Annotated in this window: 18 protein-coding genes; 1 reads left to right on the top strand and 17 read right to left on the bottom strand. The window is 70.8% G+C overall.

All coding sequences use genetic code 11. The features are described from left to right. Nucleotides 1-346 precede the first annotated feature (346 nt). The 12 genes from tyrS to DMP23_RS13060 all read right to left on the bottom strand — a co-directional run bounded on the left by tyrS (nucleotide 347) and on the right by DMP23_RS13060 (nucleotide 13,592). Nucleotides 347-1,621, bottom strand: a complete 1,275-nt coding sequence (tyrS, locus tag DMP23_RS13115; protein ID WP_238605677.1) for a tyrosine--tRNA ligase — start codon at nucleotides 1,619-1,621, stop codon at nucleotides 347-349. A gap of 32 nt (nucleotides 1,622-1,653) precedes the next feature. Continuing rightward, on the bottom strand, nucleotides 1,654-2,289 hold the full coding sequence (locus DMP23_RS13110) for a DNA-3-methyladenine glycosylase (protein WP_037818187.1): 636 nt from the start codon (nucleotides 2,287-2,289) through the stop codon (nucleotides 1,654-1,656). Between the two features lie 44 nt (nucleotides 2,290-2,333). Further along, on the bottom strand, nucleotides 2,334-3,749 hold the full coding sequence (argH, locus tag DMP23_RS13105; protein WP_037818185.1) for an argininosuccinate lyase: 1,416 nt from the start codon (nucleotides 3,747-3,749) through the stop codon (nucleotides 2,334-2,336). A 24-nt stretch (nucleotides 3,750-3,773) separates the two neighbouring features. Then, nucleotides 3,774-4,763 carry an argininosuccinate synthase domain-containing protein gene (locus DMP23_RS13100; RefSeq protein ID WP_337821192.1) on the bottom strand — a complete coding sequence of 330 codons (990 nt, stop codon included), beginning with the start codon at nucleotides 4,761-4,763 and terminating at the stop codon, nucleotides 3,774-3,776. Further along, nucleotides 4,760-5,260: an arginine repressor gene (locus DMP23_RS13095; RefSeq protein ID WP_037818182.1), complete on the bottom strand. Its 501-nt coding sequence runs from the start codon at nucleotides 5,258-5,260 to the stop codon at nucleotides 4,760-4,762. The genes DMP23_RS13100 and DMP23_RS13095 overlap by 4 nt, the downstream gene beginning before the upstream one ends. Then, nucleotides 5,257-6,183, bottom strand: a complete 927-nt coding sequence (gene argF / locus DMP23_RS13090) for an ornithine carbamoyltransferase (protein WP_337821191.1) — start codon at nucleotides 6,181-6,183, stop codon at nucleotides 5,257-5,259. Before argF ends, DMP23_RS13095 begins: the two co-directional genes overlap by 4 nt. Beyond that, on the bottom strand, nucleotides 6,183-7,388 hold the full coding sequence (locus tag DMP23_RS13085) for an acetylornithine transaminase (RefSeq protein ID WP_134667958.1): 1,206 nt from the start codon (nucleotides 7,386-7,388) through the stop codon (nucleotides 6,183-6,185). The genes argF and DMP23_RS13085 overlap by 1 nt, the downstream gene beginning before the upstream one ends. Beyond that, complete coding sequence (gene argB, locus DMP23_RS13080) at nucleotides 7,385-8,320, bottom strand: acetylglutamate kinase (RefSeq protein ID WP_037818179.1); 936 nt, start codon at nucleotides 8,318-8,320, stop codon at nucleotides 7,385-7,387. The genes DMP23_RS13085 and argB overlap by 4 nt, the downstream gene beginning before the upstream one ends. Further along, nucleotides 8,317-9,477 carry a bifunctional glutamate N-acetyltransferase/amino-acid acetyltransferase ArgJ gene (gene argJ, locus DMP23_RS13075; protein WP_337821190.1) on the bottom strand — a complete coding sequence of 387 codons (1,161 nt, stop codon included), beginning with the start codon at nucleotides 9,475-9,477 and terminating at the stop codon, nucleotides 8,317-8,319. The genes argB and argJ overlap by 4 nt, the downstream gene beginning before the upstream one ends. Continuing rightward, nucleotides 9,474-10,502: an N-acetyl-gamma-glutamyl-phosphate reductase gene (gene argC, locus DMP23_RS13070; RefSeq protein WP_134667960.1), complete on the bottom strand. Its 1,029-nt coding sequence runs from the start codon at nucleotides 10,500-10,502 to the stop codon at nucleotides 9,474-9,476. Before argC ends, argJ begins: the two co-directional genes overlap by 4 nt. Nucleotides 10,503-11,320: 818 nt before the next feature. Beyond that, the gene (locus DMP23_RS13065; RefSeq protein WP_134667961.1) at nucleotides 11,321-11,797 is read right to left on the bottom strand and encodes a helix-turn-helix domain containing protein; all 477 of its coding nucleotides are present in this window, start codon (nucleotides 11,795-11,797) and stop codon (nucleotides 11,321-11,323) included. Between the two features lie 193 nt (nucleotides 11,798-11,990). Then, nucleotides 11,991-13,592: an alpha/beta hydrolase gene (locus DMP23_RS13060; protein ID WP_134729177.1), complete on the bottom strand. Its 1,602-nt coding sequence runs from the start codon at nucleotides 13,590-13,592 to the stop codon at nucleotides 11,991-11,993. 130 nt (nucleotides 13,593-13,722) lie between these two features. Here DMP23_RS13060 and DMP23_RS13055 point away from each other — a divergent pair, with 130 nt between their 5' ends. Next, the gene (locus tag DMP23_RS13055) at nucleotides 13,723-14,412 is read left to right on the top strand and encodes a DNA alkylation repair protein (RefSeq protein WP_337821189.1); all 690 of its coding nucleotides are present in this window, start codon (nucleotides 13,723-13,725) and stop codon (nucleotides 14,410-14,412) included. A gap of 105 nt (nucleotides 14,413-14,517) precedes the next feature. On the opposite strand, the gene pheT is transcribed toward DMP23_RS13055, so the two are convergent. From pheT to rpmI, 5 genes are all read right to left on the bottom strand, one after another. Next, a complete protein-coding gene (pheT, locus tag DMP23_RS13050; protein ID WP_337821188.1) occupies nucleotides 14,518-17,088 on the bottom strand; it encodes a phenylalanine--tRNA ligase subunit beta in 2,571 nt (856 codons plus the stop codon). Further along, nucleotides 17,088-18,143, bottom strand: a complete 1,056-nt coding sequence (pheS, locus tag DMP23_RS13045) for a phenylalanine--tRNA ligase subunit alpha (protein ID WP_037818167.1) — start codon at nucleotides 18,141-18,143, stop codon at nucleotides 17,088-17,090. The genes pheT and pheS overlap by 1 nt, the downstream gene beginning before the upstream one ends. A 715-nt stretch (nucleotides 18,144-18,858) precedes the next feature. Further along, nucleotides 18,859-19,647 carry a TrmH family RNA methyltransferase gene (locus DMP23_RS13040; RefSeq protein ID WP_443111340.1) on the bottom strand — a complete coding sequence of 263 codons (789 nt, stop codon included), beginning with the start codon at nucleotides 19,645-19,647 and terminating at the stop codon, nucleotides 18,859-18,861. A gap of 8 nt (nucleotides 19,648-19,655) precedes the next feature. After that, nucleotides 19,656-20,033: a 50S ribosomal protein L20 gene (rplT, locus tag DMP23_RS13035; RefSeq protein ID WP_009079612.1), complete on the bottom strand. Its 378-nt coding sequence runs from the start codon at nucleotides 20,031-20,033 to the stop codon at nucleotides 19,656-19,658. 64 nt (nucleotides 20,034-20,097) lie between these two features. Further along, nucleotides 20,098-20,292, bottom strand: coding sequence for a 50S ribosomal protein L35 (gene rpmI / locus DMP23_RS13030; protein ID WP_037818166.1), 195 nt, complete (start codon nucleotides 20,290-20,292; stop codon nucleotides 20,098-20,100). Nucleotides 20,293-20,366: the final 74 nt, after the last annotated feature.

Here is a 20,366-nt window from a genome sequence, read left to right as displayed (position 1 = left end):
GAGACTACTCTCAATCAATCATTCTCAAAGGAAACCCCGACGAGGGGGTTTCATATAAGCTCTACTGGCTTAGTTCACTAGCACACTGTTGAGTTCTCAAGCAACACACCCCGAACCAAACCCGACCCCGTGAGGGCGAGCCTGACCGAAGCGGTCATTCCTAGCAGTTTTTGGTGGGACACCCACTCAATCACCCTAGAGGCGAGAGCTTGGTTCGTGTCCCGGCGGCCACCCGGTTTCCCTGGCGACTTGGAGAACTTTACACGCCCTCCCAGGGCCCGAAACAGGGGGGTACCTTAACTGCGTTCCCGCAGGTCAGACCCCCTGTTTCGGGCCGAGGGCGAGATCAGGCCCCGACGCGGACGCCGGCGACCGTGCGCTTGCCCTTGCGGACCACGAGCCAGCGGCCGTGGAGGGCATCGGAAGCCGAGGGCTTCCACTCCTCGTCGGCGATCTTCACGTTGTTCACGTACGCGCCGCCCTCCTTCACCGTGCGCCGCGCCGCGCCCTTGCTGTCCACCAGTCCCCCGGCGAGCAACAGGTCGACGATCGTCGCGTCGCCTGCGGGCTCGACCTTGCCGTTCGGGACCTCGGCCATCGCCGCGTCGAGCGTCGGGCCGTCGAGGTCGGTCAGCTCGCCGCGGCCGAACAGGGCCTGGCTCGCCGCGATGACCTGGCGCGTCTGGGCCTCGCCGTGCACCAGGTTCGTGAACTCCTCGGCCAGCCGCTTCTGCGCGGCGCGCAGGTGCGGGCGCTCCTCGGTGTCCTTCGCGAGCTCCTCGATCTCCTCCCGGTCGAGGAAGGTGAACAGGCGCAGGTAGCGGAGCACGTCAGCGTCGCCGACGTTCACGAAGTACTGGTACCAGGCGTACGGCGAGGTCAGCTCCGGGTCGAGCCACACGTCCCCGCCGCCGGTGGACTTGCCGAACTTGCGGCCTTCGGCGTCGGTGACCAGCGGCGCGGTCAGCGCGTGCGCCGTCCCGCCTTCGACGCGGCGGATCAGATCCACTCCGCCGACGAGGTTGCCCCACTGGTCCGAGCCGCCGACCTGCAGCTTGCATCCGTGCTTGCGGTACAGCTCCAGGTAGTCCTGCGACTGCAGCAGCAGGTAGCTGAACTCGGTGTAGGACATGCCGTCGCCCTCGAGGCGGCGTTTGACCGTCTCCCGGTTCAGCATCACGTTCACCGAGAAGTGCTTGCCGACGTCCCGCAGGAACTCCAGCGTGTTCTGCTTCGAGGTCCAGTCGAGGTTGTTCTCGACGATCGCGCCGGTCGGCGAGTCGTCGAAGTCCACGAACCGCTCCAGCTGCCCGCGGATCCGCCCGGCCCAGTCGGCGACGACGTCCAGGGTGTTCAGCGTGCGCTCCCCGTTGTCGCGGGGGTCGCCGATCATCCCGGTGGCGCCGCCCGCCAGCACGATCGGCCGGTGCCCGGCGCGCTGGAACCGCTTGAGCATCAGCAGCGGGACGAGGTTGCCGGCGTGCAGGCTGGGCGCGGTCGGGTCGAAGCCGCAATAGAGCGTGAGAGGGCCGCGGTCGAGTTCTCGGCGCAGGGCGTCGATGTCGGTGGATTGCGCGATCAGGCCGCGCCAGGACAACTCGTCAAGGATGTGCTCACTCACACCTGTAGATGATCCCCCACCAGGTCAAACGACTATCCCGCGGGTCGCACCTGCCGGCGTTTCCCGCCTCGGCGGTAGGTCGAGACGGCTGGTGAGCCGTCGATCCAGAACCGCCACGGTGTGTCCATCGCCATCGCGACGCCGACGCGCGGGCCGGTGCGCACGTTGTCCGCGGGCACGCGTTCGCCGGCGAGCAGCCGCACCGGCGATTCCGGGTCGGTGAGATCGAGCCCGTTCTGCTCGCGGGCGAGACCCAGCACGGAGGTGAGGATGGCCGGGCCTTTGGCGAGCTCGCCGTTGCCGCGCGCGTTCGGCCGCCGCTTCCGCACGATGTCCGCGCCCTCGACGACCTCGCCGGCGCGCAGCAGCACCGCGCCCGGCTGGCCGTCCTCGGTGCCGACGACGTTCGCGCAGAAGTGCATGCCGTAGACGAAGTACACGTAGAGGTGCCCGGCCGGACCCCACATCACCGCGTTGCGCGGGGTTTTCCCGCGGTAGCAATGCGAAGCGGGATCGTCGAGCCCGCGATAGGCCTCGACCTCGACGAGCCGCACCCCGACCCGGCCTTCGGGCGCGTCGGCCTCGAGGACGGCACCGAGCAGCAGCCGAGCCAGGTCGACCGGGTCCAGTGCCAGTTCTTCGCGCCGGAACAACCGGTCCACACGCACTCCCCTCGTCAGGCCGCCAGCCTAACCAGCGGCCCGGCGACAGATCACTTCAGCCACTGCCGATGCGCCGCGACGCGTTCGACCAGGCGCTCCCGCTGCTCGGCGACCCGGTCCGGCGCGGTGCCGCCGCGAGCGTCGCGCGAACGCACCGAGCCTTCGACGGTGAGGACTTCGCGCACCGCCGGCGTGAGCGCCGGGTTGATGGCCTGGAACTCCTCGTCGGTCAGCTCGTCGAGCCCGGCCCCGCGCGCCTCCGCGACCCGCACGCTCTCCCCCGCCGCCTCGTGCGCGACGCGGAACGGCACGCCCTGGCGCACCAGCCATTCGGCGATGTCGGTGGCGAGGGTGAACCCGGCGGGAGCCAGTTCGGCGAGCCGCTCGGTGTGGAAGGTGAGCGTGCCGAGCATCCCCGCGATCGCCGGGAAGAGCAGTTCCAGCTGTTCGACCGAGTCGAAGACCGGTTCCTTGTCCTCCTGCAGGTCGCGGTTGTACGCGAGCGGCTGCGCCTTGAGCGTGGCGAGCAGGCCGGTGAGGTTGCCGATCAGCCGTCCGGCCTTGCCGCGGGTCAGCTCCGCGACGTCCGGGTTCTTCTTCTGCGGCATGATCGAGCTGCCGGTGGCCCACGCGTCGTCCAGCGTGACGTAGCCGAATTCGGCGGTGTTCCAGATGATCACCTCTTCGGCGATCCGCGACAGGTTCACCGCGAGCATCGCGACGGCGAACGCGAACTCGGCGACGAAGTCGCGCGAGGCGGTGCCGTCGATCGAGTTCTCCACGCTGGTGTCGAAGCCCAGTTCGGCGGCCACGGCTTCCGGGTCGAGGCCGAGCGACGAACCGGCGAGCGCGCCCGAACCGTACGGGGATTCCGCGGTGCGGGCGTCCCAGTCGCGCAGGCGGGAGACGTCGCGCAGCAGCGACTGGCCGTGGGCCATCAGGTGGTGCGCGAGCAGAACCGGCTGCGCGTGCTGCAGGTGGGTGCGCCCGGGCAGGATCGCGTCCGGGTGCCGGGACGCCTGCGACACCAGGGCGTCGATCACGTCGAGCGTGCCCGCGACCACCCGGCGGGCGGCGTCGCGCAGCCACATCCGGAACAGCGTCGCGACCTGGTCGTTGCGGGAACGGCCTGCCCGCAGCTTGCCGCCCAGTTCGGCGCCGGCCCGCTCGAGCAGTCCGCGTTCGAGCGCGGTGTGCACGTCCTCGTCGGCGATCGTCGGGGTGAACGCGCCGGACGCGACGTCCTGCGCCAGCGTGTCGAGCGCGTCGAGCATCCCGGTCAGTTCCGCTTCGGTGAGCAGACCCGCCTTGTTCAGCACGCGGGCGTGCGCGCGCGATCCGGCGATGTCGTAGGGCGCCAGGCGCCAGTCGAAGTGGGTCGAGGCGCTCAGCGCCGCCATCGCCTCGGCCGGCCCGCTGGCGAACCGGCCGCCCCACAGCTGCACCGGCTGGTCTTTCCCGCTCACGTTCTGCCTCTCTCGTCCGGCGTCTCAGGACGCCTGGGTGCTCGGATGCTGGGTGTTTCCCAGCGGAGTCTGCCCGGTCGCGCGGCGGTGCCGCCGTCCGACCGGGCGAAGCCGCCTCCCGGAGAGGCCGGCCACGGTCGCGCTGCCCGCGTGCAGCACCAGCCGCACCTCGCCGGACACGCGCTCCTGCGCCCGCCGGACGAACGCGTCCAGCGGCTCGCGCAGCGGCGAGAACCACAATCCGTCGTGGACCAGTTCGGCCCACCGCCGGTCGACGCCGCGTTTGAACCTCGCCAGATCACGGTCGAGCGTGACCGATTCCAGCTCTTGGTGCGCGGCGATCAGCACCGCCGCGCCCGGTGCGTCATAAGCCTCGTACCGGCCGATCCCGTGCGGCCCGGCCCGATGTCCGAGCCGCTGCACCGCCTCGGCGACGCTGACCGTCTCGCCGTCGACCGCGACCGGCACCCCCTCTTCGAAGGTGACAACCACCTCGTCCGGCGCGCCGAGGTTCGCCACTGCGTCCTCGGTCCAGCGGTAACCGTCGTCCGCGGTCCGGCCCCACAAAGTCCGGCTCGTCGACAGTTCTTGCTCGCCGCGAACATCGAGTTCGACGATCTCGAGGTCCGGAGCGAGTGCCGCGATCATGCTGGACAACGTGTCTCCGCCACCGTGTGCAACGGCCGACGCGTTCCGGTCCCTCGCAGTCGCGACGAGCTGGCTTGCCAGCAGCGGCCGGGCCAGCGCTTCGACCAGCGGGTGCCGGTCGAGAATCAGCGCATTCGCTTGCAGCGCAAGCAAACAGTAGCTGTTCGCGAACTCCTCGCGGACATCCGCGACCACGACCTCAGCAGCCCCGTCGGCCATCGCCTGCCGCCGGAGCGCGCACAGATCCACGTCGCCTGAACCGAAATCCACGGCGACCGCGACCACTTCGCCTTGTTCCTGAAGGAGACTCAGCGCGGCTGAGGAGCCGTGCCCGCCCGGATAGGCGAGCACGACCCGCCGGGTCACGGCTCGTTTCCTTCCGCCGAACCTTGGGCGAGCGCGGTGAACCGCTCGGCGAGGTCTCGTCCGGTGAGCGGTTCGCGCGCGATCACCGCGACCGTGTCGTCGCCCGCGATGGACCCGACGACCTCCTCCAGCGCGGCCCGGTCGATCGCGCTCGCGAGGAACTGCGCGGCGCCCGGCGGCGTGCGCAGCACGGTGAGGTTGCCCGACGAATCCGCCGACACCATCAGCTCCGCGAGCAGCCGGGACAGCCGCGAGGTGCCGCCCTGGACGCCGCGCACGGGACTGCCGTCCTCGGGGATGACGTAGACCGGCGCGCCCGAGTCGGCGCCGCGCAGCTTGATCGCGCCGAGTTCGTCGAGGTCGCGCGACAGCGTCGCCTGGGTGACCTCGATCCCCTCGGCGGCGAGCAGCCGCGCGAGTTCCGTCTGGCTGCGGATGGCCATCGTGGACACCAGTTCGGTGATCCGCGCCTGGCGCCCGACCCGGCTGCTGGTCATTGGCCGTTCTGCCCGAACAGCCAGACCAGCAGGGCTTTCTGCGCGTGCAGCCGGTTCTCCGCCTCGTCCCACACCGCGCTGGCCGGGCCGTCGAGCACCTCGTCGGTGATCTCCCAGCCGCGGTGCGCGGGCAGGCAGTGCAGCACGATCGCCTCGTCGGCGGCGCGCTTCAGCAACGCGGCGTTGACCTGCAGCGCGCGGAACGGGCCGACCCGGTCGAGGCCGTCGTTCTCCTGGCCCATCGACGTCCAGGTGTCGGTGACCAGCACGTCCGAGCCGTCGACGGCCTCGTGCGCGTCGGTGTAGACGTTCGCGCTGCCGCCGGTTTCGGTTCCGCGCTGCTTGGCGTCGAGCATCACCTGCTGGTCGGGCTGGAACCCCTCCGGCGACACGACACGCACGTTCATCCCGGCCGTCGTGCCGCCGAGCAGCAGCGAATGCGCCATGTTGTTGGCGCCGTCGCCGAGGTAGGTGAGCGTGAGCCCGGCGAGCTTGCCCTTGCGCTCGCGGATGGTCATCAGGTCCGTGAGCACCTGGCACGGGTGGAACTCGTCGGTGAGCGCGTTGACGATCGGGATCGACGCGACCGACGCCATCGAGTCGATGCGCTTCTGCGCGAAGGTGCGCCACACGACGGCGTCGACGTAGCGCGACAGCACGCGCGACGTGTCCTCGATGGTCTCCTCGCGGCCGAGTTGCATCGAACGGCCGTCGACGATCACCGGATGCCCGCCGAGCTGGCTGATTCCGACCTCGAACGAGAACCGGGTGCGGGTGGAGTTCTTCTCGAAGATCGCGGCCACGGTGGAGCCGGCGAGCGCCTTCGTGCCGAGCGGGTCGGCTTTCAGCTGGTCCGCGAGGTCGAGCAGAGCGGTCTGCTCGGCCGGGGTGACGTCGTCGTCGCGGAGGAAATGGCGGGGCATCAGTCGGATTCCTTCGTGGTGGTGGAGTCGAGCACGCCCGGGAGGGCGGAGAGGAAGCCGTGCGCCTGCTGCTCGTCGAGCACGAGCGGCGGGGCGAGCCGGACGGTGTCCGGGGCGACCGGGTTGACGAGGTAGCCCGCTTCCTGCGCGGCCTTCGCGACCGCCGCGGAAACCGGCTTCCGCAGGCCGATGCCGAGCAGCAGCCCCGCGCCGCGGACCCCGGACACGAGCGGGTGGCCGAGCGCCTCGACTCCCGCGGCGAGATCCTTGCCCAGCGCGGAAACGTGGTCGAGCAGGTCATCCCGGACGATGGTGCGCAGCACGGCCAGCCCGGCCGCGCAGCACACCGGGTTGCCGCCGAAGGTCGTGCCGTGCTGGCCCGGCTTCAGCAGGTCGCCCGCCGCGCCGACGCCGATCACGGCGCCGAGCGGAAGCCCGCCGCCGAGACCCTTCGCGAGCGTGATCACGTCCGGCACGATCCCGGCCTGCTGGAAGCCGAACCACGTGCCGAGCCTGCCGATCCCGGTCTGCACCTCGTCGAGGACGAGCAGCGCACCGGCGGCCTTGGTGATCTCGCGCGCCGCGTGCAGGTAGCCGTCCGGAGCCGGGATCACCCCGGCCTCGCCGAGCACCGGTTCCAGGAAGACCGCGGCGGTCTCGCCGTCCACGGCGGCCCGCAACGCGTCTACGTCGCCGTAGGGAACGTGCGTGACGCCCGGAACCAGCGGCTCGAACGCCTCGCGCTTCGACGGCTGCCCGGTGAGCGACAGCGCGCCCATCGTGCGGCCGTGGAACGCGCCCTCCGCCGCGACGACCTTGCTGCGGCCGGTGAGCCGGGTGATCTTCAGCGCGGCCTCGTTCGCCTCCGCGCCGGAGTTGACGAACAGGACTTTCCCTTGCCCGTTCAGGCCCGCGACGTCGAGCAGGGTTTCGGCGAGTTCGACCGCGACCGGGTTCACGTACAGGTTCGACGTGTGCCCCAGCTTCGAGATCTGCTCGGTGACCGCGCGCACCACCTCCGGGTGGGCGTGGCCGAGCGCGTTCACCGCGATGCCGCCGACCAGGTCGACGTACTCGGCGCCGTCCGCGTCCCACACTCGAGCGCCTTCGCCGCGCACCAGAGTCAGGCCGGGGGTTCCGTAGTTGTCCATGACGGCCGACTGCCAGTGCTGCTGGCCGTCTGCATTGGACTTGAGGGTAGTCACGCGTGCTCCGTTCCGGGGTGCGCTGCCTCGGGCAGCACCATGGTGCCGATGCCGCGCGAGGTGAAGACCTCGAGCAGCACCGAATGGGCGAGCCTGCCGTCGATGACGTGGGCGCCGCGCACGCCGCCGCGCACCGCTCGCACGCACGCCTCCATCTTCGGGATCATGCCGCTGGCCAGGCCGGGCAGCATGCGTTCGAGACGGTCGACGGGGATCCGGTCGATCAGCGACGACCGGTCCGGCCAGTTGGCGTAAAGGCCTTCGACGTCGGTGAGGACGACGAGCTTCTCCGCGCCGAGCGCCGCGGCGAGCGCGCCCGCGGCGGTGTCGGCGTTGACGTTGTGCACCACGCCGTCGATGTCGGGGGCGACCGTGGACACCACCGGGATGCGGCCGGCGTTCACGATGTCGAGCACCGCGGCCGGGTTCACCTCGGCGACCTCGCCCACGAGGCCGATGTCCACCTGCTCACCGTCCACAGTGGCCTGTTTGCGCTCGGCGGTGAACAGCCGCGCGTCCTCGCCGGAAATGCCGACCGCGTACGGTCCGTGCGCGTTGATCAGGCCGACCAGCTCACGGCTCACCTGCCCGACCAGCACCATGCGCACGATGTCCATGGTCTCCGGCGTGGTGACGCGCAGACCGCCCTTGAACTCCCCCGGCACACCGAGCCGGGACAGCATCGCGCTGATCTGCGGGCCGCCGCCGTGCACGACCACCGGGTGCAGCCCGGCCAGCCGCAGGAACACCATGTCCTCGGCGAACGCGGCCTTCAGCTGGTCGTCGATCATCGCGTTGCCGCCGTACTTGACCACGACGGTCGCGCCGTTGAACCGCTGCAGCCACGGCAGCGCTTCGATCAGCACCCCGGCCTTCTCGGCCGCGCTGGCGAGCCGTTCGTCCGCGGAGACGAGCCTTCCGGTATCCGTCATGACGAGTACGCGCTGTTCTCTTCGACGTACGCGTGCGAGAGGTCGGTGGTGTAGATCGTGGCCTCGCCCGAACCGACGCCGAGATCCACGACGACGTCGATCGCCCGCCCGGACAGATCGGCCGCCGACCGGTCCTCGGCCGTGGTGCCGCCCGCGAACAACGTGACGCCGTTGATCGCGATCGACACCGTCTCGGGATCGATCCGCGCCGGTGCGCGGCCGAGCGCCATCGCGATGCGGCCCCAGTTGGGATCGGACCCGAACAAGGCGGTCTTGACCAGGTTGTCCTCGGCGATCGTCCGAGCCACGACGATCGCGTCGGCTTCGGACGCGGCGCCCTTCACGGTGACGTCGACGTCCTTCGTGGCGCCTTCGGAATCGGCCCGCAGCTGCAGCACCAGGTCGTGGCTGACCTTGGTGAGCAGCTCGGTCAGCTCGGCCTCGGTCGGCTCCACCCCGCTCGCGCCCGAGGCAAGCACGAGCACGGTGTCGTTGGTCGACGTCCCGCCGTCCACGTCGAGCCGATCGAACGTGACGTGCGTGGCAGCGCGCAGCGCACGGTCGAGAGTTTCCTTGTCCGCCACGGCATCCGTGGTCAGCACGGACAGCATCGTCGCCAGGTTCGGCGCGAGCATCCCCGCGCCCTTGGCGAACCCGCCGACGCTCCACCCGGAGTCGTGCCGGGCGAACGCCTGCTTCGGTTTGGTGTCGGTGGTCATGACGCCGGTGGCCGCGTTGAGCGCCGCTTCCGGGCCTGCGTCCAGCGCCTTGACCGCACTGTCCACACCGGACAGAACGGCGGGCATCGGCAGCCGCTCGCCGATCAGGCCGGTGGAACACACCGCGACCTCGATCGCCCCGGTGCCCAGCACCTCGGCGACCTTTTCCGCGGTGGCGTGCGTGTCCTGGAACCCGCCCGGCCCGGTCGCCGCGTTCGCCCCGCCGGAGTTGAGCACTACGGCCTTCAGCTTCTGCTGCTTCAGCACTTCCTGCGACCACAGCACCGGCGCGGCTTTGATCACGTTGCGGGTGAACACGCCCGCCGCGACGTCGAGCGGGCCGTCGTTGACGACCAGCGAGAGGTCGAGCGCGCCGGAGGCTTTGATCCCGGCGGCCACGCCCGCGGCGCGGAAACCCTTCGGTCCGGTGACGGTCACGGTGCCACTCCCACGGTGGAAAGTCCGGTGGCCTCGGGGAAACCGAGCGCCAGGTTCATCGACTGGACGGCACCGCCCGCGGTGCCCTTGGTGAGGTTGTCGATCGACGTGACGACGACCAGCCTGCCCGCGCCGTCGTCGATCCCGAGCTGGAGCTGGACGTTGTTCGAGCCGACCGTGGCCGCGGTCGTCGGCCAGGTCCCTTCGGGCAGCACCTGGACGAACGGCTCCGCGTCGTAGGCCTTCTCGTAGACCGCGCGCGCGGCGGCCTCGTCGACGTCGCCCGCGAGCTGGGCGCTCGCCGTCGTGAGAATGCCGCGCGGCATCGGCGCGAGCACCGGCGTGAACGAAACGGTCACCGGCTTGCCCGCCGCGCCGGAGAGGTTCTGCACGAACTCCGGCGTGTGCCGATGCGCACCGGCGACGCCGTACGCGCTCGCGTTGCCCATGACCTCGGACCCGAGCAGGTTCGGCTTCAGGCTCTTGCCCGCACCGGACGTCCCCGTCACCGACACCACGGTGACCGCGGGCTCGATCAGCCCCGCCGCCAACGCCGGGGCCAGCGCCAGCGACCCGCCGGTCGGGAAACAGCCCGGAACCGCGATCCTCTTGGTCCCGACGAGCTTCTCGCGCGCACCAGGCAGCTCGGGCATCCCGTAAGGCCATTGCCCCGCGTGCTCGCCGGAGTACCACCGTCGCCAGTCCGCCGCGTCCGCGAGCCGATGGTCGGCCCCAAGATCGACCACGAGCACGTCCGGCCCGAGCTGCGCCGCGATCTCGGCCGAATGGCCGTGCGGCAGAGCAAGGAACACGACGTCGTGGCCCGCGAGCGTCTCCGCGTTCGTCTCGAGCAGCACCCGCCCGGCCAGCGGAGCGAGGTGCGGCTGGTGCGCGCCCAGCGTCGTCCCCGCGCTGCTCGCCGCCGTGAGAGCGCCGATCTCGACCTCGGGATGGGTCAGGAGCAGGCGCAGCAGTTCGCCGCCCGCGTACCCGCTGGCACCGGCTACCGCGATCTTCACCGTCATACGAATGATTATGCACGAGCGTGCAAGCTCAAACAAAGAGGGTTTGCTCACCCTGACCGTCCCCTCCCCGGGACTTCCTTGGATTCCCTGCGTTCTCCAGGCTTTTTCCGCCGCCGCGATGGACTGGATCAGCCCTGATCGACGGCGTGCCGATGCGGTTCCGCGGCGGCAGGACTTCCGGACGGGCTTAGGCGACGGGTTCCTGGCCCGCGCTAACGACCGAGCCGCCTGAACAGGCGGACTCGTCAGCCGCGCGAGCTGGGTGCACGGGTTGTTCCAGCCCGCCGAGCCGCCCAGCCAAGACCGCTCAGCAACGCGCATCGTTCAACCGTTCGAACCTGCCTCCTTGACCGCCTGCCCTGTACCTGAGCCACCAGACCTGCGCGGGCACCACCTGTTCCGCGCCCGCCGCTCACCCCGGCACCTCAGCCGCGTGTCCGGCACCCACCGTCGCCCCGGAGCCCACGCCGCAAATCCGGCGCGCACGCCACCAGTCCGGCGCATGCCGCCCGCGCTGGGCCCAATCCGTCACTCCGGCACCCACCACTCGCCACGGAACCTATGCCGTAAGTTCCGCGCGAGCGCCGCTCGCCCGGGAGCCCAGGCCACCGTCCCGCGCGCATGCCGCTCGCCTCGAGACCCACGCCGCAAGTCCCGCGCTGCGGAACCCGCGCCACAACTCCCGCGCGCGCCGCGTCGCGGAACCCGCGCCAGAAATCCAGCGCGCACACCGCCGATCCCGGAGCCCAAACCCCAGTCCGGCCAGCAGCCACCGCCACGCCGGGCCCGCCTCGGGATGCGAACCCGGCGGGCACTCGTCAGTCCACCCCCTCCTCCGCTTCGCGCAGACTCGGCGGTGTGGGCAGATGATTTCCCGGATGTTCCGGATCGCACCCGACCCTCGGCAGCCGCGCCCGGATCCCGCCGGGCGTTCGCGCGAAATGGCGCGCCAACTCGATCACCGAGTCCCCGGCGAGCCAGCGGGCTTCCAGATCCGCGTCCATCTCGTCGGTCCACGGCCGCCCCTGCTGGGCCGGGCGTCCGCGCGATCTTCGCCGCGAGCCGCCGCCCGCGAAGGTGCGCAGGCTCGTGTCGAGCAGTTCCGCGACGGTCGCCACGGACGTCACGTCGAGTTCGAGTCTGCCCTCGACGACGGGTTCGCCGTCCGGCCGTTCTCCGCCGACCGTGACGGTGACCCGCTCGGGCTCGCCGTCCTCGGTGCGGGTGACGACGGCGACCTGGTACTGGACATCTCCTGACCGGACCTCGGTCCGGTGCTCCTGAATGATCGTCATGGCCGCGAAGGTATCCGCGACCCCCGACAATTTTCGATCACTTAACGCGATCGGGTGACTGCGTTCCGAAATTGTCAGACCCCCGTCGTAGCGTCCCCGGCGACCCGAAAACGACCGAGGGGGCTCGATGGACCACCGGAAAAGAACAATGCCCCGGCCTGGCAGACCAGGCCGGGGCACCGCGCAGAACAACTCAGAAACGCAGCAGACCGGCAAGCAGGCCCTGCTTCTCCTCCGCCGCGGCCTTCGCCGCGGCATCAGCCTTCTGCTGCGCATCGGAAGCGACCGGAGACGGAACCGGCTGCGGCACCGCGGCGCACTGGACGTCGGAGCGGTCGCCTCGCACCCGCTTCGGCAACGCGCCGGTGGCGAGGTAGTCAGCGACCCTGTCGTCCACGCACGAAACCCCGGAGAGCGATCCGGCGTGCGTCGTCCCGCCTGGCGCGCTGATGAGGCTCGAGCGCGGGTAACGCTTGCGCACTTCGAGGCTGCCCGAGTACGGCGTCGCCGCGTCGAGTTCCTCGCTGATCAGGAGCGCGCCGCTCGCCTTCGACCCGTCGATGTCCACCGGCTTGCCCGGCTTCGCGGGCCAGTTCAGGCAGGTCGCGTTGTACCAGGTGTTGCTCCAGGTCTCGAAAGGCGCGCGGGTGTGGGTGGCCCAGGCGTCGCGGCGCCAGCGGTCCCAGTCCTGCGGCCACTGGACATCGGTGCACTGCACCGCGTTGTAAACCGCGTAGCCGTTGTCGTCGCCGGGAGCGTTCGACTTGTCGTACAACGCTTTCAGCGTCTGCCAGTCACCGCGGTGCACCCATCCGTCGAAGGCCTTGGCCATGTCTTCCCAGCCGAACACGTAGTAGCCGGCTTGAAGGAAGATGTCGGTCCACTCGTCGCCGCCGATCACGCCGCCCGCCGGGGCGCGGTCGAGCTTCCGCTGCTGGGCGTACCAGAGCTGCTCGACGGCCGAACCGGTCTTGCCGAGGTGGTAGACGTTGTCGTACTTCGCGAGCCAGTCGAAGTAGATCTTGATGTTGCGGTCGAAAGCGACGTCCTGGTCCAGGTTGGCGTCGTACCAGACCTTGCGCGGGTCGACGTTCCCGTCGAGCACCATCCGGCGCATGCGGTCCGGGTACAGCGTGCTGTACACCTGGCCGAGGTAAGTGCCGTAAGAAAAGCCGTAGTAGTTGATCTGCTTCTGGCCCAGCGCCTTGCGGAGGCTTTCCATGTCCTGCGCGACGTCAGTGGTCTTGATGTGCTCGAGCAGCGGGCCGTTCTTCGCGCAGGCCTCGGCGTAGCCCTTCGTGCGAGCGCGCCAGGTGTTCTCCAGCTGCGGGGTCTTCGGCACGTAAGCCGGACGGACCGGAGCGAAGTAGTTCCCGTCGCACGTGAGCGCCGGTTTGCTGGAGCCGACGCCGCGAGGGTCGAAGCCGATCCAGTCGTAGCTGTCTCCGGCGTGCTTCGGCACGTTCCGGCCGAGCACCGAAAGACCGAGGCCGGAACCTCCCGGCCCGCCCGGGTTCACCAGCAGCACGCCCTGGAACTTCGCGGTCTTGTGCTTCACCCGGGAAACGGCGATCTGCGCCTTCTCGCCCGACGGCTGCGCGTAATCCATCGGGACCTCCAGGAATCCGCAGTCGGCTCCCGCCTTGGCGAGTCCTGGTGCGGAACACGGTCCCCACTTGATCGGCGGCGGCGCGTAGCCCGGCCCTTCGGGCTGCACCGCGGTGGCGGCGGGTGCGACAGCCAGCGTTCCGGCCGCGACAGCGGCGGCGGCCAGCGCGGTGACGATTTTCCTCACAGTGGTCCTTTGCGTCCGACGGCAACCAGGGCTCGTCGAAGCTACCGGCTGCGCGGCAGAATCTCGTTTCCCGACACGAGCCGCGCTGTCCCCCGATCGTCGGGATCCGAGACGACGGAGGTGGTCCTCAATGGGTGCGGGCGAAGCCTTGATCACGGCGGTGCGAACCGGGCTGGCCGAGCTGGCGGACCCGGTCAAAGCACCGGAGATGCAGGCGTACATGAAGTCCGCGATGCCGTTTCGCGGCGTGCCGAAACCGCCGCGCGGCAAGCTCATGAAGACGGTCCTGGCCGAGCATGTTCTGCCCGATCGAGTGACGTACGTCGAGACCGTGCTCGCGTTGTGGCGGGAAGCGGAGTACCGCGAGGAGCGGTACGCGGCGATCGATCTCTCCGGGCACCGCGCCTACCGGCATTGGCAGGACCCGGACCTGCTGGAGATGTACGACGAGCTGATCGTCACCGGTGCGTGGTGGGACCACGTCGACGAGGTCGCGATCCGCCGGGTCGGGCCGATCCTGCGCGAGCACCGGGCGGCGGTCACGCCGGCTCTGCGCCGCTGGATGACAGACGCTGATCGCTGGCGCCGGCGGACGGCGGTGATCTGTCAGGTCAGCGCGAAGGGCGAGGTGGACCAGAAGCTGCTGGCCGACGCGATCGAGGCGAACCTCGACGACCGGGATTTCTTTCTGCGCAAGGGAATCGGCTGGGCACTGCGGGACCACGCTCGTGCCGAGCCGGAGTGGGTCCGCGCGTTCGTCCGCGCACACCCGGGGTTGTCCCCGCTGTCCGTCCGGGAGGCGATGAAGCACCTCAGCTGAAGCGAACCGTTCGAGGAATAGGAAAGGAGGGTGCCATGACACCAGCGCTCCCCCGCCCCGGCTGACCGGCCGGTGGCCGGAGCGCGGGACGGGGACAGCGTCGGATCAGGCGCGGAGCGTCGCTCCGAAGCGCTCGCCGGCGGCGGCGACCGCGGCGTCGCGAGCCTTGGTGGCCTCGTCGACGGTCAACGTGCGGTCCGCGGCGCGGAAGCGGAGCTTGTACGCCAGGGAACGCTTGCCTTCGCCGAGCTGCTCGCCGGCGTAGACGTCGAAGAGGGTGATCTCCTCGAGCAGTTCGCCCGCACCTTCGCGGAGCACGTCGGCGAGGTCGGCGGACGGGACGTCCGTGCCGGCGACCAGTGCGACGTCCAGCAGCACCGGCGGGTAGGCCGAGATGCTGGGCGCCGGACGGGAGTCGGGCAGCGGGATCGCGTCCAGGTCGAGTTCCATGGCGACCGTGCGCGGCGGGAGGCCGAGGGCCTCGACGACCTTCGGGTGCAGTTCGCCCGCGTGGCCGACCGGCCAGTCGCCGACGCGCAGCTGGGCGCACCGGCCCGGGTGCCACGGCAGCAGGTCGGCGGCCTGCACGGTGAGCTTCACGCCGGCGGCCTCGGCCACGAGGCGCGCGGCCTGCACGGCGTCGGCCCAGCCTGCCTGGTCGCCCTTGCCCCACCAGCCGGCGCGCGGGCGCTGGCCGCTGAGGACGACGGCGACGTGCACCGGCTGCGCGGGCACGGCGGCCTCCAGCACGGCGAGGTCCTCGTCGCTCGGGCGGTGCTCGACGCCGAGGTCCGGGACCTTGAGCTGGTTCGGCTTCGGCAGCACGACCTGGCCGACGTGGAACAGCGACACGTCCTTCAGGCCGCGGGAAACGTTGCGTTGCAACGTCTCCAGCAGGCCCGGCAGGAGGGTGGTCGCCATCCGGTCGTGGTCGGCTTCGAGCGGGTTCTGCACGCGCACCGTCGTGCGGCGGATGTCGTCCTCGGGCAGGCCGAAGGCGTCCCACACCGCGTCGCCGATGAACGGGAACGGGCGCACCTCGACGTAGCCCGCCTCGGCGAGCGCGCCGGACACCGCGCGGCGGCGGCGCTGGGCGTCGGTGAGGCCGCGGCCCGCGGGCGCGGCGGGCAGGACCGACGGGATGCTGTCGTAGCCCTCGAGCCGCAGGACCTCCTCGACGAGGTCGGCGGGCTGCACGAGGTCGCCGCGCCAGCTCGGCGGGGTCGCGGTGACCAGGCCGACGCCCTGGTCGCTCGTGCTGAGCTGGACCTTGCAGCCGATCTGGCCGAGCCGCCGGACCGTGACGCCGCGTTCGTAACGGACGCCGGCGACCTGGTCGGGCAGGTTGATCGGCATGGTCACCGGGGCGTGCGGGGCGACGCCGCCGACGTCGGTGCGGCCCGGGCGGATCGCGCCGTCGCCGTACTGGCGCAGCAGCCGCGCGGCGAGTTCCACCGCGGCCGCGCACAGCGCCGGGTCGGTGTAGCGCTCGAAGCGCTTCGCCGCCTCGGAGAACAGCTTGTGCCGGCGCGCGGTGCGGCTGATCGACGCCGGGTTCCAGTGCGCCGCCTCGAGCAGCACGTCCGTGCTCTCCGGCGTGATCTCCGTGCTGGCGCCGCCCATCGTGCCGGCGAGGGAGATGACGCCGCTGTCGTCGGCGATCACGATGTCGTCCGCGTCGAGGGTGCGCTCGACGTCGTCGAGGGTGGTGAGCTTCTCCCCCGCCTTCGCGCGGCGAACCACCAGGTCGCCCTGGATGGAGCCGGTCGCGAACGCGTGCAGCGGGTGGCCGAGTTCGAGCATCACGTAGTTCGTGACGTCGACCGCGAGGGAGATGGACCGGATGCCGGCCAGCATCAGCCTGCGGCGGATCCGCCACGGCGTCGGCGCGGTCGCGTCGAGACCGGTGACGCGGCGCAGCACGAACCGCGGGCAGCCCTCGGGGTCCTCGACCCGGACCGGCCACGCTTCGCCCTCGGCTTCCGGGAAGTTGTCGAGCATCGCCGGGTCGCCGAAGGGCACGTCGAGGGCGTTCGACAGTTCGCGCGCCAGGCCGCGGATCGACAGCGCGTAGCCGCGGTCCGGGGTCGGCGTGACCTCGATGACGGTGTCGTCGAGGCCGAGCAGGTCCTTCGCGTCGTCGCCGGGGCTCGCCGTGCCCGGCGGGAGCACGAGGATGCCGCTGTGGTCGTCGCCGAGGCCGAGTTCGGCCGCCGAGCAGATCATGCCGTCGCTGACCTTGCCGTACGTCTTGCGCGCGGCGATCGCGAAATCGCCCGGCAGGACCACGCCCGGCAGCGCGACCACGACGAGGTCGCCCTCGGCGAAGTTGCTCGCGCCGCAGACGATGCCGCGCGTCTTGATGCCGTGCGGGCCTTCGTTCTCGAGCGGGCCGTCGTCCTCGTCGTCGTCCTCTTCGGACAGTTCGGCGTCGTCGGGCTCCGGGTCGGGTTCCTCGCCGACCTCGACGCGGCAGAACCGCACCGGCTTCTTGAAGCCGGTCAGCTCCTCGATCTCCGCGACGCGGCCGACCACGAGCGGGCCGGTCACCGGGCCGAGCTTGCTGAGCTCGTCGACCTCGATCCCGATCCGCACGAAGGCGTCGGCCAGGTCTTGCGGCGTGACGTCGGCATCCACCTCGAGATGCTCGGTCAGCCAGCTCACCGGGACTCGCACTACGCCTCCGTTCCGAAGGGAAGGGTGAACCGGACGTCGCCTTCGACCATGTCGCGCATGTCCGGGATGCCGTTGCGGAACTGCAGGGTCCGCTCGATGCCCATGCCGAACGCGAAGCCGGAGTAGACCTCGGGGTCGACGCCGCACGCGCGCAGGACGTTCGGGTTGACCATGCCGCAGCCGCCCCATTCGACCCAGCCGGGGCCGCCCTTCTTCTCCTCGAACCAGACGTCGACCTCCGCCGACGGCTCGGTGAACGGGAAGAAGTGCGGGCGCAGCCGCGTCGTGGAGCTCTCGCCGAACATCGCGCGGGCGAACGCGTCGAGCGTGCCCTTGAGGTGCGCCATGGTCAGGCCCTTGTCGACGGCGAGGCCTTCGACCTGGGTGAACACCGGCGTGTGCGTGGAGTCGAGTTCGTCGGTGCGGTAGGTGCGGCCCGGGCACACGACGTACACCGGCAGGTCGCGGTGCAGCAGGCTGCGGGCCTGCACCGGCGAGGTGTGCGTGCGCAGCACCAAGCCGGAGCCTTCCTCGCCGACGTAGAACGTGTCCTGCAGCTGGCGCGCCGGGTGGTCCTTGCCGAAGTTGAGCGCGTCGAAGTTGAACCACTCCGCCTCGAGCTCGGGTCCTTCGGCGACCTCGTAGCCCATGGCGACGAAAACGTCGGCGATGCGCTCGGACAGCGTGCTGATCGGGTGCCGGGCTCCGCGCGGGACCTGATCCCACGGCAGCGTGACGTCGACAGCCTCCTCGCGAAGCACGCGCTCGTCGCGCTCGGCCTGCAAAGCCGCGCGGCGCGCGTCGAACGCGGACTGCACCGCCTGCCGGGCCTCGTTGACGCGCTTGCCGGCGTCGGCCTTCTCCTGCTTCGGCAGCGCGGCGATTCCCCGGCGCGCGAGGAGCACGGGCGACTGGTCCCCGAGATGGGCCGGTTTGACGGCGGCGAGCGCGTCCAGGTCGGCCGCGCCGGCGAAGGCGTCCTCGGCCGCCTTGATCGCCGCGCGCAGGGTCTCCGGTGCGAGCACGTCGACCGGCTGTTCTGTGGCTCCGGACATGACTCCTCGGCGTCCGCTGGGACTGGTGTTGTCGGCGGCACGCGGGCATGCCGCCGCACGTGCACATCGGGCAGCTCAGTCTAGGGGATCGGGCGCCGGGCCCGGCCGCTCACCCTCCGCTTCCGGAGCGGCTGCGCCGGATCCGCCCCGTGATCACGACTGACCGTCGCCGGGGACCCGAACGGTGGTCAGCGGATCAGGTGAGAACCGCCTCCCGACCGGCTCGCCCCGGCCGCCCTCGCGGGTGGCTGCGGAGCGGCTCTGCCGGGCGGGGTTTCGGGAGCGCTCGGCACTGCGGAAGCGGAGCGCGGGAGTGGCCAGACCGGAGGCGGGGTGCGGCTCGCGCCGAAGGCGACAGCGCGGGCGGCGACGGTGGCAGTGGCGATGGCGATGGCGATGGCGGTGGCGGGGACGGGGGGCGATGACGGTGGCAGTCGTGGTGGTGGTGGTGGTGGCGATGGCAGTGGCGGCGGTGCCGACGTCGCGGCGGTGATGACGGCGGCGGGAGGGGCAGTGGCGGCGGTGACGGCGACGACGTCGCGGCGGTGATGACGGTGGCGGTGGCAGGGGCAGTGCCGGGGGTCGTGCGGGCGCGTGGGCGCGCGTGGTGTCGTCGGATGCGTAGTGATGCCAGCCATAACGTGCAGCCAAGCGGCGGGCGATCGTCGATTTGCCCGCACCGTGAGCAACGCCGATCCAGTAGAACTGCCGGAGGTCAGCGGCGTGCGGCCATCGCTGCGGTATAGACGCAGACCGCGGCGGCGGTAGCCAGGTTGAGGCTTTCCGCCTTGCCGTACAACGGGATCCGGACTGCTTCGTCGACTGACGAGAGGACGTCCTCGGGCAGGCCGTGTGCCTCGTTGCCAAAGATCCACGCCACCGGGTCTCCGAAGTGGACAGTCTCGAGCGAGGTCGAGGCGTAACCGTGCGCGGCCAGCGTGCGGAGGCCAGCTGCGCGGAGGGCGGTGAGGACCGCCGGGATGTCGCGGGCGCGGGCCAGCGGGACGTGGAACGTCGAACCGGCGGCGGCGCGGACGCTTTTGCCGTTGTGCGGGTCGACGGTGTCGCCGGCCAGGACTACCGCGTCGGCGCCGGCGGCGTCGGCTACTCGGATCACGGTGCCTGCGTTGCCGGGTTCGGCGACGTCGACCAGGACGACCACGAGGCGGGCCGAGGCGAGGACTGTCTCCAGTGGACGGTCGACCAGCGAGCAGACCGCGATGATTCCTTGCGGGGTCACGGTTTCCGACAGGCTCGCGGCGGCGCGATCCGTGATGGGCGACACGCGGGGAGCCGACGCGACCAACGAAGGGTGGGCGGCGGCGGCGCGTTCGGTCACGAAGAGTTCGTGGACCGTCCCGTGGGACAGGGCCGAGGTGACCGCGTTGACCCCTTCGGCCAGGAAGCGGCCGGTTTTCTCTCGTTCCGCGCGCCGGGTCAGTTTGCGCGCAGCAACGACCCGGGGGGTCCGTTCGGTGAACGGATCCGCCCCGGGCCGGAAAATGCTGCCGGTCAGGCCGACTTCGCTTCGCCGGTCGTGACGTTCGCCTTGGCGAGCTCGGCGAGCGCGGTGAAGGCGGCCGCGTCGTTGACCGCGAGGTCCGCGAGGATCTTGCGGTCCACCTCGACACCGGCGGCCTTCAGGCCCTGGATGAACCGGTTGTAGGTGACGCCGTTGGCGCGAGCGGCCGCGTTGATGCGGGTGATCCACAGCTGGCGGAAGTCACCCTTGCGCGCGCGGCGGTCGCGGTAGGCGTAGTTGAGCGAGTGGAGCGTCTGCTCCTTGGCCTTGCGGTACAGCCGCGAACGCTGGCCGCGGTAACCGCTGGCCAGTTCGAGAGTCGCGCGACGCTTCTTCTGGGCGTTGACCGCCCGCTTGACGCGTGCCACTGGTCCATCCTGTCGAATTCGGGGGGTGCGAGGACCCCGGGGTGGTCGGGAAAGGGTGCGGGCCTCAGCGGCCGAGCAGGCGCTTCACGCGGCCGACGTCGTTCTGGGCGACCTCGGTGGTGCCCTCGAGACGGCGGGTGAGGCGGTTGGACTTCTTCTCCATCAGGTGGCGACGGCCGGCCTTCTGGCGACGCAGCTTGCCCGAACCGGTCACGCGGATCCGCTTCGACGTGCCCTTGTGCGTCTTCATCTTCGGCATGCTTGTAGTCCTCTTTCGTGCGGCGGCACACCGGATCACCGGTGTGCCGCTGACTGTGCTGGTCGGCGCTGGGG

Origin of the sequence: Amycolatopsis sp. A1MSW2902, from assembly GCF_017312175.1 — a bacterium.
GTDB lineage: Bacteria > Actinomycetota > Actinomycetes > Mycobacteriales > Pseudonocardiaceae > Amycolatopsis > Amycolatopsis nivea.
The sequence above is the reverse complement of the archived record's forward strand: the minus strand, read 5'-3'. Positions and strand labels throughout refer to the sequence as shown.

What these genes read in the sequence shown, in the direction of transcription:
- DMP23_RS13095 (WP_037818182.1), bottom strand. Translation starts at nt 5,260, where the DNA reads ATGACCAGCAGCCGGGTCGGGCGCCAGGCGCGGATCACCGAACTGGTG.
- argF (WP_337821191.1), bottom strand. Translation starts at nt 6,183, where the DNA reads ATGCCCCGCCATTTCCTCCGCGACGACGACGTCACCCCGGCCGAGCAG.
- argB (WP_037818179.1), bottom strand. Translation starts at nt 8,320, where the DNA reads ATGACGGATACCGGAAGGCTCGTCTCCGCGGACGAACGGCTCGCCAGC.
- argC (WP_134667960.1), bottom strand. Translation starts at nt 10,502, where the DNA reads ATGACGGTGAAGATCGCGGTAGCCGGTGCCAGCGGGTACGCGGGCGGC.
- DMP23_RS13065 (WP_134667961.1), bottom strand. Translation starts at nt 11,797, where the DNA reads ATGACGATCATTCAGGAGCACCGGACCGAGGTCCGGTCAGGAGATGTC.
- DMP23_RS13055 (WP_337821189.1), top strand. Translation starts at nt 13,723, where the DNA reads ATGGGTGCGGGCGAAGCCTTGATCACGGCGGTGCGAACCGGGCTGGCC.
- pheS (WP_037818167.1), bottom strand. Translation starts at nt 18,143, where the DNA reads ATGTCCGGAGCCACAGAACAGCCGGTCGACGTGCTCGCACCGGAGACC.
- rpmI (WP_037818166.1), bottom strand. Translation starts at nt 20,292, where the DNA reads ATGCCGAAGATGAAGACGCACAAGGGCACGTCGAAGCGGATCCGCGTG.